This is a genomic window from Labrenzia sp. OB1 (genome assembly GCF_001624695.1).
Lineage (GTDB): Bacteria > Pseudomonadota > Alphaproteobacteria > Rhizobiales > Stappiaceae > Roseibium.
Genome location: NZ_JSEP01000001.1, coordinates 1 through 15,984 on the forward strand (window position 1 = coordinate 1; position 15,984 = coordinate 15,984).

The 15,984-nt window shown below is 60.3% G+C and carries 10 protein-coding genes and 2 pseudogenes; 2 read left to right on the top strand and 10 right to left on the bottom strand.

Annotation, left to right across the window (positions count from 1 at the left end):
• Positions 1-61: 61 nt before the first annotated feature.
• Positions 62-1,200 (bottom strand): IS3 family transposase gene (locus OA90_RS00005; RefSeq protein WP_199823561.1). Its coding sequence is split into 2 segments (ribosomal slippage): positions 62-942 and positions 942-1,200, totalling 1,140 coding nucleotides; the frame shifts between segments, so codons are not numbered across the junction.
• An 85-nt stretch (positions 1,201-1,285) separates the two neighbouring features.
• Positions 1,286-1,499, bottom strand: a pseudogene (locus OA90_RS00015) (IS3 family transposase); the annotation flags it as partial.
• A gap of 84 nt (positions 1,500-1,583) precedes the next feature.
• Here OA90_RS00015 and OA90_RS00020 point away from each other — a divergent pair.
• Positions 1,584-2,402 (top strand): annotated as a pseudogene (locus tag OA90_RS00020) (N-acetylglucosamine-6-phosphate deacetylase); the annotation flags it as partial.
• 158 nt (positions 2,403-2,560) lie between these two features.
• Here OA90_RS00020 and OA90_RS00025 read toward each other — a convergent pair.
• From OA90_RS00025 to OA90_RS00035, 3 genes are read right to left on the bottom strand one after another with little or no spacing between them, the layout of a single operon-like run.
• Positions 2,561-3,214 (bottom strand): thioredoxin family protein, encoded by a 654-nt coding sequence (locus OA90_RS00025; RefSeq protein ID WP_156510332.1) that lies wholly within the window; start codon positions 3,212-3,214, stop codon positions 2,561-2,563.
• On the bottom strand, positions 3,211-5,472 hold the full coding sequence (locus OA90_RS00030; RefSeq protein ID WP_068405251.1) for a hypothetical protein: 2,262 nt from the start codon (positions 5,470-5,472) through the stop codon (positions 3,211-3,213). The genes OA90_RS00025 and OA90_RS00030 overlap by 4 nt, the downstream gene beginning before the upstream one ends.
• Positions 5,456-7,639, bottom strand: coding sequence for a hypothetical protein (locus tag OA90_RS00035; RefSeq protein WP_208985928.1), 2,184 nt, complete (start codon positions 7,637-7,639; stop codon positions 5,456-5,458). Before OA90_RS00035 ends, OA90_RS00030 begins: the two co-directional genes overlap by 17 nt.
• 440 nt (positions 7,640-8,079) lie before the next feature.
• On the opposite strand from OA90_RS00035, the gene OA90_RS00040 reads away from it, so the two are divergent.
• On the top strand, positions 8,080-8,799 hold the full coding sequence (locus OA90_RS00040; RefSeq protein WP_068405255.1) for a PAN domain-containing protein: 720 nt from the start codon (positions 8,080-8,082) through the stop codon (positions 8,797-8,799).
• Between the two features lie 197 nt (positions 8,800-8,996).
• Here the strand turns inward: OA90_RS00040 and OA90_RS00045 are convergent, their stop codons facing one another.
• The 5 genes from OA90_RS00045 to OA90_RS00065 form a co-directional block, all read right to left on the bottom strand.
• Complete coding sequence (locus tag OA90_RS00045) at positions 8,997-10,331, bottom strand: HlyD family type I secretion periplasmic adaptor subunit (RefSeq protein WP_082836791.1); 1,335 nt, start codon at positions 10,329-10,331, stop codon at positions 8,997-8,999.
• A 14-nt stretch (positions 10,332-10,345) separates the two neighbouring features.
• Positions 10,346-12,082 carry a type I secretion system permease/ATPase gene (locus OA90_RS00050; RefSeq protein WP_068405257.1) on the bottom strand — a complete coding sequence of 579 codons (1,737 nt, stop codon included), beginning with the start codon at positions 12,080-12,082 and terminating at the stop codon, positions 10,346-10,348.
• A gap of 828 nt (positions 12,083-12,910) precedes the next feature.
• The gene (locus tag OA90_RS00055) at positions 12,911-13,876 is read right to left on the bottom strand and encodes an amidohydrolase family protein (protein ID WP_068405260.1); all 966 of its coding nucleotides are present in this window, start codon (positions 13,874-13,876) and stop codon (positions 12,911-12,913) included.
• Positions 13,877-13,887: 11 nt separating this feature from the next.
• Positions 13,888-15,054, bottom strand: a complete 1,167-nt coding sequence (locus OA90_RS00060; RefSeq protein ID WP_068405262.1) for a M24 family metallopeptidase — start codon at positions 15,052-15,054, stop codon at positions 13,888-13,890.
• A complete protein-coding gene (locus tag OA90_RS00065) occupies positions 15,051-15,977 on the bottom strand; it encodes a D-2-hydroxyacid dehydrogenase (protein ID WP_068405266.1) in 927 nt (308 codons plus the stop codon). The genes OA90_RS00060 and OA90_RS00065 overlap by 4 nt, the downstream gene beginning before the upstream one ends.
• Between the last annotated feature and the right edge of the window lie 7 nt (positions 15,978-15,984).

Consider the following 15,984-nt stretch of genomic DNA (forward strand, 5'->3'; position numbering starts at 1 on the left):
AGAGGTGGTTCGGTTTGTCTGAACAGTTTCGGGCGTTTTGCTAAGTGGATTTCCGCCTCAATTATGCCGCCACCATCATCGGCGCCAGCGCTTTGAAGTAAGCCTGATCCGGCGTCTGCCGGTCAAGGGATGAGTGAGGGCGTCGGGTATTGTAAAAGGTCAGATAGCGGCCGATGCCAGCGCGGGCCTCGGACACCGTCTTGTAAGCGTGGAGGTAGACTTCCTCGTATTTGATAGACCGCCAAAGCCGCTCGACGAAGACATTGTCCCGCCAAGCGCCCTTGCCGTCCATCGAGATGGCAATCTCAGCTTTCTTCAGCACCGCCGTAAAGTCGACGGAAGTGAACTGCGAACCTTGGTCAGTGTTGAATATTTCTGGCTTGCCATAGCGAGCCAGTGCCTCCTCGACTGCCTCGATGCAGAAGGCTGCCTCCATCGTGATCGACAGTCTCCACGACAGAACCCTCCGGCTGAACCAGTCCACGACAGCGCAGAGATAGACGAAGCCCCGTGCCATCGGAATATACGTTATGTCCATTGCCCAGACCTGGTTGGGTCTGGTGACCGCCAGTTTTCTCAGGAGGTAGGGATAGATTTTGTGACCTGGCGCTGGTTTCGAGGTGTTCGGGCGGCGATAGATCGCCTCGATGCCCATTTTCTTCATCAGCGTGGCGACGTGAAGCCGCCCGACACTCAGCCCTTCTCCATTCAAGAGCCCTTGCAACATCCGGCTTCCGGCAAACGGGTAGTCGAGATGCAACTCATCGATCCGGCGCATCAAAGCCAGATCGCCGTCCGACACGGGACGCGGCGAATAATAGACGCTGCTACGGCTGAAGCCGAGAAGCTTCGCCTGGCGCACGACCGACAGTTTGTGCGCGCGGTCGATCATTTCTTTCCGCCCAGCAATCCCGCCTTGCCGAGCGCAACGGACAAAAAATCGTTCTCCAGCGTCAGTTCGCCGATCTTGGCGTGCAGTGTTTTGACATCGACCGGAGGTGTAGCCGGTTCTCTCTTGGCTTCATCACCAAAAACGCCCATCGCCCCCTCAAGGAGTTGGTCTTTCCACTGCTTGATCTGGTTGGCGTGCACGTCGAACTGCTGGGACAGTTCCACCAGCGTCTGCTCGCCTTTGATCGCGGCAAGCGCCACTTTCGCCTTGAAAGCCGGGCTGTGGTTCCGGCGCGGTCGTCTCGTCATGATCTCTCCTGTTTCCGGCATCTAAGCCAAAGTCAGGCAGAAATTCCACTTATCCTAGCTGTTCAGATTTCCCGAGCCAGCTCTNCATCGACCGGAGGTGTAGCCGGTTCTCTCTTGGCTTCATCACCAAAAACGCCCATCGCCCCCTCAAGGAGTTGGTCTTTCCACTGCTTGATCTGGTTGGCGTGCACGTCGAACTGCTGGGACAGTTCCACCAGCGTCTGCTCGCCTTTGATCGCGGCAAGCGCCACTTTCGCCTTGAAAGCCGGGCTGTGGTTCCGGCGCGGTCGTCTCGTCATGATCTCTCCTGTTTCCGGCATCTAAGCCAAAGTCAGGCAGAAATTCCACTTATCCTAGCTGTTCAGATTTCCCGAGCCAGCTCTATGCCCACATTCATTACAGCACCCGATCAAAACTACCGATACGCTCTGGAGGCCGCGGCCGAAGCCATGAATGAGGGTGTTCCGGGGATATTAGGTGTGCATCTGGAAGGGCCTTTTCTGTCTCCGATGCGTCCGGGGATTCATGACCCTTCCGCGATCCGGCAAATGACCGAGAGTGACCTTGAAATTCTATGCGCGCCTTTTCCGGGAAAGCTCATGCTCACACTTGCCCCTGAGACGCTGCCTCCAGGTTACCTGAAAGCATTGTCTCAAGCGGGTGTCATCGTCTTCGCCGGCCATTCAGCCGCTGACGAAAAAACGATATCCGAAGCAGAAGCAACGGGATTGCGTGGTGCGACCCACCTTTTCAATGCGATGTCGCAGATGGAAGTGCGAGACCCGGGCGTCGTTGGGGCGGTGTTGGCCTCGGATGTGCTTTATGCCGGGATCATCCCGGACGGGCATCATGTTGCACCGGACAATTTGAAGATCACCGCGCGATGCATGCCCGAAAGACTATGTCTCGTTACCGACGCAATGTTGACGCTTGCAGGAACATTGGAACGCTTTGATCTTAACGGCTATGAAATCCAGCTGAGCAGCGGACGACTGACGAACAGCGAGGGGCGCCTTGCTGGAGCGCATATCTCAATGGATGACTGCCTTTCACGCATGTGCGATGCAACCGGGATTCCTTTTGGGACCGCCGTCAGAATGGCGACCGCCAATCCAGCGGCGGCACTACATCTTGAGGATCAACTTGGGACTGTAGCGGTTGGAATGCGTGCATCATTGACTTTGCTGGACCAGCGTTTGTGGGCGAAGGCGGTACTCGTTGACGGTGGCAAGGTGAGTGCCCCTGGTTGACGTAACAGGAAGCTTGCGTTCATAGCAAAGCATGAATCTGGCCGGCCGGTCGCATGGCTCTGCCAAGCACCGGGTGTATGGCGTTCCGGCTCCCCGGCGCTTGCATCGGTTCACCCGCACCACTTCAAAACGGGTTTCCAATTCTCCGGCGATCTCCAGTCGACTTCGCCGATCGCCCGCGCCCTGACCTGACCCGCCGGGTCGACAACAAGCGTGGTCGGCAGCACGCCGCCGAGCAGAAGGTCGCCCCCCTCCCCGATATTCTTCTTGATGAACACGGTTGTCTGCGGGATCTGCAGGCGGTAGCAGAAAAACCGGACAAACAGGATCCGCGTGTCGGTGGACACGGCAGCAAGCGTGAGCCCCGCCGCCTTGCTGCCTGCAACAATGAGCGGCAATTCACGAAGACAAGGCGAGCACCAGGGCGCCCAGAAGTGAAGCAGAACGCCTTTGGATCCGGTGAATGCCGGCACTTCCCCCCCCACTTGCAACGGTGTGAGCTGCAGATCCGGCACCGGGCGGGGGACAGTGAACGGACTGAAGCGCGCGCTCGGCGGTGCAAGCCGGTGGCCGCGGTCATCTGTTTCCGGCCAGGTGAATGCGGCCGCGGCCTCCGCGGCGCGTTTCGCGCGCAGGGACGATTGCTGCAACGGGGTTTCCCCCGCTGCCGGACGCGGCAACATCAGCCCTGCCCCGAGGCCCAACAGCACTTTCCTTCGGGTCCACCCCTCTCCCGGCGGTCTGTCGGTGGAGTGTCCTGTCATTTCTCGTCTATGACAACTTGGGAAAAGTAAAGGCTGTGCATGCCCGTTTCCCAGCCGTCCAGGATCTGTCGTTCGAGGGAGGCAACGCCCTCGCCGGTCAGGAGGTTGGCTGAAAAGATGTCACTTGCGCCAAGGCCATTGCTTTTCGAGAACACGGCCCACCAGACGCCTTCGCCATAAGCCAGCCGCGTCAGAGCATAACCGCGTTTACTCCAGGTCCTGATGGCCGTTTCCGGGAAGCTGGTGTCCGTCTCTACCTTCTGATCGCGCAGATCTGAGCCTTGTGAATTCACCATGACCCAGGAACCGTCGGCGAAAGCGAGCTCTGTGATCGCCCCCTCTTCCCTGATGCGTGACATGACCTCCGCCTTGTCGAGCGTGTCGCGCGTTACCCAGGATTGGCCGGTATAATCCCGTTCCGTGGCCACCAGCATCCAGCCGCTGTCAAAGGCGACAATCCGGTCGACGAAGTAGTTTTCGTCCCAGGCCGCCTTGATTTCATCCTTCGGAAATTCTTCGGAAAACCTGAGCCGCTGGCCTCCGAGGGCATCGTCCATGGCCATCACGACCGTCCATTTGTCGTGTCCCCAGGTCAGATCCGTTAACGAGTAGCCGGCGTTCCATTTCTCCTTGATCCAGTCACCATCCCAGTCGCCCGACCTGTAGACCTCGGTACGCCGGCCCGCGGAGCTGCGGTTGACGACAGCAAAAGTCACCTTTCGGAAGGCTTCGTAGTCACGTTCGAGAGCGTCGGACTGACCGAGCTGTCTGCCGCGTACGAAAGCCTGACGGGCATCGCGAAGACGGCCGCGCAGAGCAAGCAAAACGGCACGCTCATGGTAAGTCTTGACGATAGCGGCTGCGTCCGCGCCTGCGGCAACGGCGGCGCTGAAGTCCTCGAAAGCGCTATCGAAATCTTCCGCCCGTTCATGGAGGCGGCCCCGCATCACACGCAAGCCGGCGATGCGCTCATCCTGGGTTTCGAGGCGCATGGCGGTCGAGAGTTCCGAGACCGCCTGCGGGATCCTGTTCGCCTTGACCAGGATGGAGGCGAGCGCCACGTGGGTCTCGCTGCGCGTCGGGTCGAGCAGGCTCGCCAACCGGTAGTCGGCAATCGCGCCTTCCAACTCCTCAAGCTTGCCGCGCGCCCTGCCTCTCGCCAGGAAATAATCGGCCATGTCGGCGGAAAGATGGATCTGCCGGATCGCCTCGTCGAAAAGAATCCGCGCTGCGTTGGCATCGTCGTCGTCCAGCGCATTTACGCCACGCGCATATATGTCGGCTCCGGGCAGCTCCTTTGCCACGGCCCGCGTACCGGGCGCCGCCGGGCGCAGGAAGGGGGCCAGCTGAGCGAGCTTGTTCCGTGCCTCAGCCGCGATTGCTGGCGTGCCGATATCTGACAGCGGCCTCAGCAGATCGGCGCTTTTCGCATATTCCCCGGCAAGCGCGTAGGCTGTCGCGGCGGCCAATGCACTCTCGGCATCTTCCGGAAAGTCCTCCGCGATCTTTGCGTAGAGATCCGCGGCCTCCTCAATCCGGTCGTCCTGAAAGGCCTCTTTCGCGGCGGCCGTCCGCTCGGCATAGTCGGCCGTCTCTTCACAGGCCGTCGCCGCCTGGCCGAGCAGCGCACGGGCCGCGCCGTCCTTCGCCAGCTCAAGCCCCTGAGAAAGAAAGGCATTTGCGCCTTCGCAATCACCGTCTTCCATCAGGACCGCGGCCGCCATGGCATAAGCTTCCGGCCGGTCCGGATCGATACTGCTGGCAATACGCGCTTCCGAGAATGCGCGCTCCCGGTCGCCCGTTTCCAGAAACGCACGGGCGTCCTCAAGAGCACCCTGATACTGGCGCGCTTTGCGCATTTCCGGATCGGCGTCATTGCTGATGAGCTCTTCAAGACCGCTGATCTGGGCGTCAACATCGGCTCGCCTGTCCTCGGGAAACGCCGGATGATCACGGTAGCGCAGGAACCATTCCCGGGCCGCCGTCCAGTCTTCTTCCGTTACAAAGAGCCGGGCGAGATTATAGACCGGCCGGATCTCGTCCGGGTGATCTTTCTGGATGGCAAGATAAGCTGCAATCGCCCCTTCGGCATCGCGCGCCGTGACGATCAGCGCCGCGGCGGCGTCCATCCGTGCGGCGAAGTCATCACTGGTTTCGGCATGTGATCCGGCCGGGAAGAAAAGCAGGCTGCAGGAAAGAAGGCATGTGCGCAGCAACTGCGCCGCAGAAGACCGGGAAAGATCAATAATCATCGTCATAGCGCCACTGCAGGAATGTTCGTTCGGCGGAGTTCATGAGCGTTTCGTACCGGCTCACCAGTCTTTCAAGATAGACCTTGGGCGTGCTGATGCGCCGGCCAGCAGCAAGAACCCGCTCGGCACTCTGTTCAAACACGCTCAAATCATCGAAGCTTTGCCCCGTCCTTGCCTCGTAATTGAGGCGCAGGGCCGCATCATGAGCAACATCCGCAGCGCGGGATATGACAAAGCGCTCAACACTCAAACTGTCCTTGAAGGATCTGACGGCATCGGTCACCTTGTCGGACAGCCTTGTGGACTTGCTCTTGATCAGTTCAAGCACAAGCGTTTCGCCAGCCTGATTGAGTTTCTTCCGGTAGTAGTTCTGCGCCGCCACGGTCTCTTCCGCGACCCTGGTATTGACCGTGTCCCAGAGCGAAGCCTCTTTCTCCGCCCCAACCGAAGGCGGCCCGTTACCGGTGGAAAATTCGACCAGGCTGCTTCTGGCCTTGTCGAAGATGCCTTGCTCCCCGGACCCGGCGGTCTCTCGTTCCCTCGCGACCCCATCGCCAGGGTGAGACATGTCGCGCTGCCAGCCGGCATCGGCCGCAAATGAACTTCCGTTTCCGGCGATATCGTCAATCTGCTCCTGCAACGAAGCCTCTTCGACACGCCTTGTATTGGCCCGCTCCGCTTCAATACGGGCAAGTTTCTCAGCAGCCTCCCTTTGCTCTTTTTCCACGCGCTCCAAAGCCTCCTGCTCGCGCCTCAGGCGTTCCAGGATCTCGCTGTTTTGCGACACTTGCGGAACTTCAGGGGAGGTGCTGGGTTGCGACTCTTCCTGAACCTGCGGGCTATCCGGCCGCGCCGGCTCGTTCGGTTGCGTCTCGATATTCGTCAGGGGCCGGAGAACCGTCTCGGGTTCGGCGGAGGGAGCCTCGACCCGGCTTGCGGTTGACGGTCTCGCCGTCTCCTCTGGCTGCCGTGTGTCGTCGGTGCGCGTCCAGTCGGGCCGGCTCCGAGCCACGGCCTGCCGGAACCTTGCACTGGCTGCCTGTTCCCGTGCCCGGGCCATCTGTGCCGCACGCGCCCGGCGCATCTGCTCGGTCCGCAGACTGGCGAGGAAGGCGGCTTGCGCCTCACGTCTCAAACGTTCCTTCTCCCGGGCGATTTCCGTGGCCTTCTTCCGCATTTCCAGGCGCTGCAGAAAAACGGCATGATCCACCTTCAGGCCCGCCCTGAATTCCTCAAGCTCGATATCGCGGATCTCATCACGAATTTCGTATATGTCGTCGTTGAGGGTGCGCAGATCGTCCTGCTTGGCATCAATGCTTGCCCGGTGCGCCGCCCAGGTCTCCTTGACCTGATCCTTGAGCGCGCCGATTTTCGCGCGCGTCTCGCTCTCGTGCTTTAGTTTCGCTTCAGCCATATCCGCGTCAAAGGCAGTCTGTTTGGCGCTGTAGTCGTCGTATTCCTCGTTGATCGCCTTTTGCAAGCCCGCGATCTTCTCCTTGCGGTCGTTGATCATGCGATCACGCTTGTCCTCGCGGTCCTTCAGCTTGTTGACCAATTGCTCCAATTGCCGGTCAAACTGCTTTTTCTTCTCCGCGACATTTTTTTCGGACATGGGAATGGGCCGGCCGTTCACATTCCTCAGGTGTTGTTTGAAGCTGGTCCCGGTTTCCTTGACGATTTGCGATGCGGGGCGCTTGCACTGGCTGCAATAGAAGCCCTGGCGCAGCTCCTGGATCGCCCGGGCCCGGTAGTCCTCGAAATCGCGGATGTCGTCCTTGAGAGCGGCGATTTCGTCGTCGATTTTGGAAGTATCAGGCTGGGTTTGCTGAAGCGGCCCGAGTTCCGCCTTGAGCTTTGCAAGCTTGTCGTGATGGCGTTCGCCCTCTTCCAGAAAGCGCGCCTTGATGGCGGTGAGATCCGGCTGCGTCTTTTCCAGCTCGCGGATCGACTTCTCGAGATCGGAGGTATCCGCGTTCTGAGCGATCAGCATCCTGAGGTGTGCTTCGGCAGCAGTCTGGCGTGCATCCGTCCGCGCAAGGCGCTCACGCGCCTGTTCCGCACGGGCACGGGCCTCCGCCACGGTTCCCTGAAGATCGGCCAGGGAAGGTGTCTGTGCGACGCCCGATGCAGAGAAGCATGCGAGAATGACGGAAAACACAATAAAAACAGGCAAGCGCATCAAATCACCGGTTTTAATCAATCAGCGGCATCGGAAACGGAATTCGATCAGTATTCACACCAAGGGCACCTCACGCAAGTCATCGAGCCGCCTCGTAAGTCAAACCGGCGAAGCCAGAGACGGCATTTGCTTCCGCTGCGGCCACATCTTTCCATCAAATGTGCTCCCATGGTATGGCATTCCTGCGTATGTAGCCGGTCGATCCGGTCCGCAACGCGGTTGTGCGGCGAGATGATCTTTGCGAGGGTCCAGTGGGGCTGAAGGAAATGGGTTGGATGTCTTTCTTGCAGCAAGTGCGCAGTCCTTTCGGCGGTTTCCCTCGGCTCCCGGCATTCGCAGTGGCGGTGTGCCTGTGCCTGTGCATTGCCGGACCGGCTCAATCTCAGCAATCCATGAGCAGTTCTTCCGAAGAGCCGCCTTCTGAGGAAACCGGAATGGACGTCTTCCTGGGCGACCTGTCCAAGTCGATGGGGATTGCCGAAGAAGAGAGCACCAGTCCTGCCGCCGGTCTCGAGACGCCGGAAGATTCCGCTGGACCGGGGTCCGGATTCAATCTCGAAACCGACGGCTCTTCCGTTCGTGACATGAACATGTCCAGCGCCGGCGGGTCCATGTCCATGGAGACCGGACCGGATGCGGACACGTTGACGAAGGAGCTTTCCATCAGCTTCACCAAGAACAAATACAAGATGTTTGTCAGCGTCGATCTTCCGGACGGCGACCTGTTCAATTACAGCGACATCGACCCAGACCAGTGCATCGAACTCTGCAACAAGGACAAGGCCTGCTCTGCTGTAACCTACGATCGCTGGAACCGGCATTGCTTCGCCAAGAGCTTTTCCCGCAGCAGGGGACAGCTTTATGTCCAGGCAAAATCGGACACATATGTCCTTGAGAAGGATGCCCGGAACGTTTCAGCGTCTTCCTCGTCCATAGAAATCAAACGGCGGCGCGGCAAGGGTTTTACAGGACAACCGGATTACACCGTCTCGAACGCATCCTATGAACAGTGCAAAAGCGTCTGCCGCAAGGATGGAAAATGCGTGGCGTTCAATCACATCCAGCACAGCAGAAGTTGCGAATTCTTCTTCCAGCCGCCGGAGTATTTCACGAAAAGCGGCTATCAGATCGGCGTGAAACAGCAGATCCGATGATTTTACCGGCGCGGCACGGCAACTTCCGCCTGAGTTACACAACTGGCTCCGCTTTGCAGGCCATGACCAAAGATCAAGGGCCGGAAAGAAACGCGAAGGAATCCCGCGCTTGACCGGCCCGGATCAGGGGACTGGGTCATAGCCATAGGAAAAATTCGAACCATCGCCCCCGGGATAAAACACCTCGGCCTCCCGTTTCACCGCTCGCGGAACGCATGGGCTATCTGGTCGGAGATGGGTTTGATCAAGTAGCTCAGAACCGTCCGGTCGCCTGTCTTCATGAAAGTCTCTACCGGCATTCCGGGAACCAGTGTCTGCTGTCCCAGCTTGACGAGTTCGTCGTCGTCGATGATCAGCCGGGCGACGTAATAGCTGGTGCCGGTACGTTCGTCTTCATTGAGATCGGGAGAAATGGAAGACAGTCTGGCATTGAGCTCCGGTGTCGTGCGCTGGTCGAAGCTTGTGAAGCGGACCCTGGCCTCCTGCCCTGTCGCCATCTGGTCAATGTCGACGGGCCGGACCTGCGTTTCGACAATCAGCTGATCCTCACGCGGGACGATGTGCATGATCGTTTCACCGGGCGCGATCACGCCGCCGATCGTGTGAATGGAGAGCTGGTGCACAAAGCCGTTCCGCGGGGCCAGGATTGCAACCCGTGTCAACTCGTCCTCGGCGGCAATCTTCTGCTCCTCCAGTTCGGCGATGCGCGAGCGCACTTCCTGAAGGCGCTCAAGAACCTCGGCCCGGTAGGATTCCTCGATCTGCAGGATCTGAATCCTGCGTTCGCTGATGGCTTCCCTGGTCTGTGCGATCCGGGCGATCAGATCGCCATGTTCCCCCTCCAGCCGCGCCTTTTCGCGGCGAAGCGCGCTCACCCGGCTTTTCGAAACCAGGTTCTTGTCCAACAACCCGCTGAGATCCTCCAGTTCCTCCTTGATCAACGTGATCTCAGACACCTTGGCGCTTACCTGTGCCTCGAGGCCCTCGGTTTGCTTGTTGAACTGACGGATCTGCTCTTCAAGCTGGTTCTTGCGCCCTTCCTGGGAATTCAACCGCGCCTCCAGCAAAAGCTGCTGGCTGAGTTCGATGTCGCCAAGAACGGCTTTGCGCTCCTCAGGCCATTCGATTGTGCGAACGGCGTCCCGCTCTGCCCGAAGCCGGAATTCCTGGGCTGTCAGCTCGCTCAACTGCCCCGTGATGATGGCGAGATTGGCGCGGGTAACCGTATCGTCCAGACTGATCAGAAGATCGCCGGCTTCCACCACATCCCCATTCTTCACGCCAATGTTCTTCACAATGCCGCCTTCGCGGTGCTGAACTTCCTTCACGTTGCTCTCAACAACGACGGTTCCGGGGGAAACGACCGCGCCCGAAATCTCTGTCAACGTTGCCCACCCGCCAATTCCGCAGACGATGGCAACAGCCAGAAACACGGCGAAGAGAAGATGATTGCGCACTGTTTTGCGCAACATGTCATCGGCGCTGTCGGGCTGCGCTGGTGACACCGGATCGCCGTTCTTCGGATCGGACATGGTGAACGCCTCCTTCACTGTCCGGCCTGCCGGAGAGGTACCGGCTGGACAACCTGCTTCAGGATTTCCTCCTTGGGGCCGAAACCGGCCATCTTGCCCTCTTTCAGGCAAAGGATCTTGTCGACGGTTGCGATGGCGCTCGGGCGATGGGCGATCACGACAACGATTGAGCCCTTGTCCCGCATTGCCCGGATGGCATTTGTCAGGGCGCCCTCACCTTCCGCGTCGAGGTTCGAATTCGGTTCATCCAGCACCACAAGGAAAGGATTTCCATAAAGGGCCCGCGCCAGCGCGACCCTCTGGCGCTGGCCTGCGGAAAGCAGACGTCCGCTGCGGCCGATGACCGTGTTGTAACCCTCCGGCAAGGCAACGATCAGATCATGAACGTCGGCCAGACCTGCGGCCTCGATTATCTTTTCCGAGGAAGCGTCAGAGCGGAATCTGGCGATATTCTCCGCGATCGTCCCGTCGAACAACTGCAGGTCCTGTGGCAGATAGCCGATGAATTCCCCTCTTTTGTCAGCGGGCCACTGTTCAAGCTCGGCCCCGTCGTAGCGGATCACACCTTTCAAGGGGGGCGTCACGCCGACGAGGCTGCGGGCAAAGGTCGACTTCCCGGAGCCTGACGGGCCGATGATCCCCAAGCCGTCTCCCGACTGCAGTTCCAGCGACACATTCTGGACGAAGGGCGTGGCTTCGCCGAAAGGTCCGCAAAAAACCTGTTCGACGGCAACTCTGTTTGCCGGAAGAGGCAGATCCATCTTGTCCGTTTCCGCCTCGTCGATCTGCAGCACTTCCCGCAGGCGGCGCAAAGCCTGCCGGCTGGCGACAAATCCGCGCCACTGCGCGACCGCCTGTTCCACAGGCGCAAGCGCCCGCGATGTCATGATCGACGCCGCTATCATCACACCCGGAGTGATTTCCTGCTTGATGGCAAGCCAGGCGCCGACGCCCAGAATGGTGGACTGAAGCACGAAGCGGATTGTCTTGATCGCGGTTCCAAACAGCCCGGTGCGATCGGCAGCCGTCCGCTGGGTGGAAAGATACTCGCTGTTGTGCGCATCCCATCTGGACGTCAGGGAGGATTGCATCCCCATCGCCATGACGGCTTCCGAATTCCTCTGGCCGATCTCGACCAGGGAAGCCCGCTTTCCCGAATGGCCGGCCGCCTCTTCGGAGGGTCTGCGCGACATCATCTCGTTCAAACCGATCAGGACCGAAATGACAACTGCACCGCCAAGCGCGACGACCCCAAGCAGCGGGTGAAACAGGAAGACGATACCGAGATAAAGCGGCAGCCAAGGCAGATCGAAGATCGCGGCCGGCCCCGGCCCAGACAGGAACTGGCGCACGGTGTCCAGGTCCTGCACCGGGCGCAAACCGGACGCCTTGCGGCCCAGACGGACCGGCAGGCTGTTGGACATCTTGTAGGCAAGCCCGGATAGCCGGGCGTCCAGGCGCTGTCCGAGCCGCGACAGGATGCGTGCCCGTATGCCCTCCAGAAAGCCGTAAAAGACATAAAGTACGATGGCCAGCAGCCCGATAGCCACAAGGGTCGGCACCGACCCGCTTGCCAGAACCCGGTCATACACCTGAAGCATGAAGACCGGCCCGGTCAGCATCAGGATATTGATCACGAAACTGACAATCGCTACGCCCCAGAACGCTGTACGGATCGGCTGGAAAGCCATGGAGACGGGATTGACACGGCGACTGGCAGGTGCCGCGTTGCGCGGGTTCGTTCTCTTCATGAAAGTCCTGGATCTGATTTAAGGCACACCGGATGGAATTGCCTTCATTTGGATCTAAGCAAAAACAAGCACACCGACCCTACATGTCAGAACGTTAGGGCAGCCAATTCCTAGCTGCTGTGGTTCACAGTTTCAATCAATGATGCTTAGATTTCCCACTGTTTGGGAGTGTCCCGGTTTGACATTCGGAGCAGGGCGATACCCGTTGCATTCAGTCATTGCAACAAGCGGCACAGGATGCACATGCAGGTTCCGATGAGCTGTTTTTCTCCGGCAGGGAGCTTCCAATGCCTTCAGGCGTGCTGCGGGACCGCCGAGCCCCTGAAATCCCGAGACCATGTTTGACTTCAGACAATCCGGAAGCGGGGTATCCGGTTTGTCGAGGCTCCATGTGGAGGTGCCGCTGTTCGTCAACGGCCCTCCTCTGTCATGAAATCCAGATTGCACACCCCAACTCGGCTCCTGGGCCACTTTCGAAACCTTCCCGGTTCCTGTAATCGGCGGAGCAATTCTCCTCCACGGTAGCGGCGTCGTTTTGGTGTCGCGGGCGGCTCAAAAGTCGGCCACTTTCGCCCTTTCGATTTTAGGAAGGGTTTGGGATTTGAGCGTCAGTCGGGACAGTGGCCTGTCCCCTTGAATGCGGGGTTGTGTTTCCGTCTCGGCCGTCTTGCAATCTTAACTCCTTCAGGTCGGCAAACTTGCCGGATCAGGAGCGAAAAACCCCACCAACTCAAACCGGCAAGCCGCCAACGTGAGCGGCTTGCCGGGGAGGACCCGTGACGGCCTGACAGCAAGCACGCTCGGATTGCACGGCGGGTACCGGCCAGATCAAAGGGTCAGCAGGGCACGGGCGTTTTCGTGACAGACCTTCGCGCGCTCACTGTCGGTGAGGGGGGCCTGTTCGATCCATTCGCCAGCCTCGGCCGCCTGCTCAAACGGATAATCGACCGAAAACAGCACCCGGTCCTCGCCTATCATCTCGAGGGCGCAGCGCAGGGGCGCGTCGGCACACATGCCCGAGGTGGTTACCCAGATGTTGTCCCTGAAGTAGGCGGACGGATCCTTTTCCAGATGCATGGCTCCGCGGTTGGAGATCTCCCAGCGGCTGTCGAGCCGCCACATCAGGTAGGGCAGACATTCGCCGAGATGTCCCAGCACCAGCTTCGCACCGGGATAGCGGTCGAAAGTGCCGGCAAAGACCAGTCTGAGTGCGTGGGTCGCCGTTTCCACCGTCCAGGACCAGACCGGTCCCCAGAGCTCCGGATGCCCGTTGTACATGTGCACCTGTTCGGGCGGGTTGTTGGGGTGGATATAGACCGGTACCTTAAGGTGCGAGGCGCGCTCCCAGAACGGCGCATAGCGGTCGTCGTCGAGATACGTGCCGCCTGTCTGGCCGTTGATCATCGCACCCTGCATGCCGAGCTGGGCCACGCAGCGGTCCAGTTCGTCGGCGGCCGCGACGGGGTCCTGCATGGCAAGATGGGCGAACCCGCCGTAACTGTCCGGCCGTTTCGCCATTTCGGCAGCCAGGAAATCATTCACCTGACGTGCCAGGCGCACGGCTGTTTCGGTGCGTTTTTCCGCCTGGACGCCGGGACCTGCCAGGGACAGGACGGCTTTTTCCGCGCCGATTCCGTCCATGGCATCGAGCCGCATCGGGCCGAAATCCTCAAGCGCGGTCCGCGCCTTGCCGAACAGGTCCGGGCTGATGTTCGGCGCTGTCGTCGCCCAGTAGTCGACGAAATCCGGGTGCATGAAGTGCTCTTCGAGGAGGATCTTCGGGGTCAGCTTCATTGCGGGGTCCTTCACAGTTCGAAAATCTTCTTGTCAGTCTTGTGCAGGCAATCGCTGACACCGTCTTCGGTGACCAGGTAATTGTCGCAGATCACCGCGAAAACCCGGCCGTCGTCGTATCCCGGGTGGACGGCCAGACACATGTTTTCCGCCAGCGGCATGGTTTCGTCGCGGCGGATCAGCGGCCGTTCCACCATCTCGCAGCCTTGCCCATGAGCGTAAAGCCGGATCTCCGGCGGCAATCCGCGCGCTTCCATCCAGGCGTCGTGCGCCGCCGCGATGGAAGCCGGCTCCGCTCCCGGTTTCATCAGCGAAAGCGTGTGGTCCTGGGCATCCTTCACGTTCTGGAACGCTTGCAGCAGATGATCGTCGGCCGTTCCCAGCACCATGGTGCGGGCAATCTCCAGGTAGAGACCGCCGGGACCGTTGATCTCGATCAGCAGAGACATGTGGTCGCCGGGCTGGATCTCGCGGGTCTGGAAAAACCGGTTCATGAATCTCGACGGCTGACCGAGGGGCGCGGAGAGGCCTAGATAGATGCCCTGGTCGGAGCCGAGCCGACGGCCGACGGCTTCCGCATGGGCTGCCACGTCACGATCGGTCAGACCCGGCCGGATGAAGTCGCAGACCTCTTCGAAGACCTTGTCCTGCAGCGCGGCAACATGCAGGACAAGCGCGATTTCCTCCTTGCTCTTGACAGCCTTCACCCTGTCGAGTGCATCGGTGGCATCAACCGGCTCGAACGCCGCTTCCAGCGCGCGCATCAGCCCATGTGGCAACGCGGCCGGACAAAGTGTCCCAACCCGCTTCGCCCCGGCCTCCTTCAGGGCGGTCACCGCCAGATCGCTGTCGTAATCGATGGTGTAGTCGATCGTGTGGAAGGACGGCGTTCCCAGCACCCGGCCGACGCCCCGTGTCTGCGTGGCGAGCGGATCGGCCGGCCGGTCGGTGCCGAAGGCGCCCATCTCGATCACGGTCATCGGCCGGTCGGCGAAGAGGATCACCGTGCGCGGGTAGCCGTTGTTGGCGGGAACATCGGTCAGCCAACGGACATAGCCGCCCATCCAGTCCTCCCGCGCCTGGCAGACCAGGGCGTCCAGCCCGAGATCTTTCATGACGCCGCGCGCCAGCGCCTGACGCCGGTCAAGCTCGCGCGTCGAAATCGGTGAATTCGTCATCGATCCAGCCTTCCCTTCAGTGCAGCCACGCCGCCTTTTGCGTAGTCGGCCATGTTCGCCGCGAGGATCGGCAGCGCCTGCTCGCGGTAGACGTCGGAGAACCCGCCGATGTGCGGCGTGATGATCAGGTTCGGCATGTCCCACAGGGGATCGCCCTGTGGCAGCGGCGATGCGGAGAAAACATCCAGGGCGGCCCCGGCGATGCGCCCGGCGCGCAAGGCCTCTACCAGGGCTGCCTCGTCGAGACAGCCGCCACGGGAGATATTGACCAGAATGCCGGTCGGCTTCATGGCGGCGATCACCGCCGCGTCGACGATATGATGGGTTTGCGCGCTGTAGGGTGTCAGCAGGACAAGGAAATCCGCCTCGCCGGCCGCTTCGGCAAGCCGTTCGCGCGGAAAGATTCTCGCAAAACCGGGCGCTTCGCTGCGGCCGCCGGACACGCCGGTGACGGTCATGCCGAACGCCGCAAGAACACCGGCAAGATGCTCCGCGATGGCGCCCAGACCAACAATACAGGCCGTACGGCCGCTCAGGATCGGCTGCGGCCAGCGCTCCCAGACATGTTCCTTCTGGTTGGCAAGCATCTTCGGGAATTCGCGCAGAGCGGCGAGCATCATCATGACGGCCAGCTCCGACATCTGCGGACCGTGAATGCCGTGGCAATTGGTGATCGCGATGCCCTTGAAACCCTTGAGGTTGTCCACCCCCGTTGTCAGCGCCTGTATCCATTCAAGCTTTCCGCAAGCGGAGATGAGCTTCGGGTTGAGATAGGGAGCGAGCCCAACCAGAACCCTGGCGTCGCCCGCGAGCGACAGGGCCTCGTCTTCCGTTGTAGCGGACTTGAATTCCAGATCCGGCACGGCTTCGGCCAGTCTGGAGGCATAGAAATCGGCATTCGATTCCAGGATCAGGATCGACATCGGGTCC

Coding starts and splice junctions, on each gene's coding strand:
- OA90_RS00025 (WP_156510332.1), bottom strand. CDS start 3,214: ATGACAGGACACTCCACCGACAGACCGCCGGGAGAGGGGTGGACCCGA.
- OA90_RS00030 (WP_068405251.1), bottom strand. CDS start 5,472: ATGACGATGATTATTGATCTTTCCCGGTCTTCTGCGGCGCAGTTGCTG.
- OA90_RS00060 (WP_068405262.1), bottom strand. CDS start 15,054: ATGACGAATTCACCGATTTCGACGCGCGAGCTTGACCGGCGTCAGGCG.
- OA90_RS00040 (WP_068405255.1), top strand. CDS start 8,080: ATGGACGTCTTCCTGGGCGACCTGTCCAAGTCGATGGGGATTGCCGAA.
- OA90_RS00045 (WP_082836791.1), bottom strand. CDS start 10,331: ATGTCCGATCCGAAGAACGGCGATCCGGTGTCACCAGCGCAGCCCGAC.
- OA90_RS00055 (WP_068405260.1), bottom strand. CDS start 13,876: ATGAAGCTGACCCCGAAGATCCTCCTCGAAGAGCACTTCATGCACCCG.
- OA90_RS00050 (WP_068405257.1), bottom strand. CDS start 12,082: ATGAAGAGAACGAACCCGCGCAACGCGGCACCTGCCAGTCGCCGTGTC.
- OA90_RS00065 (WP_068405266.1), bottom strand. CDS start 15,977: ATGTCGATCCTGATCCTGGAATCGAATGCCGATTTCTATGCCTCCAGA.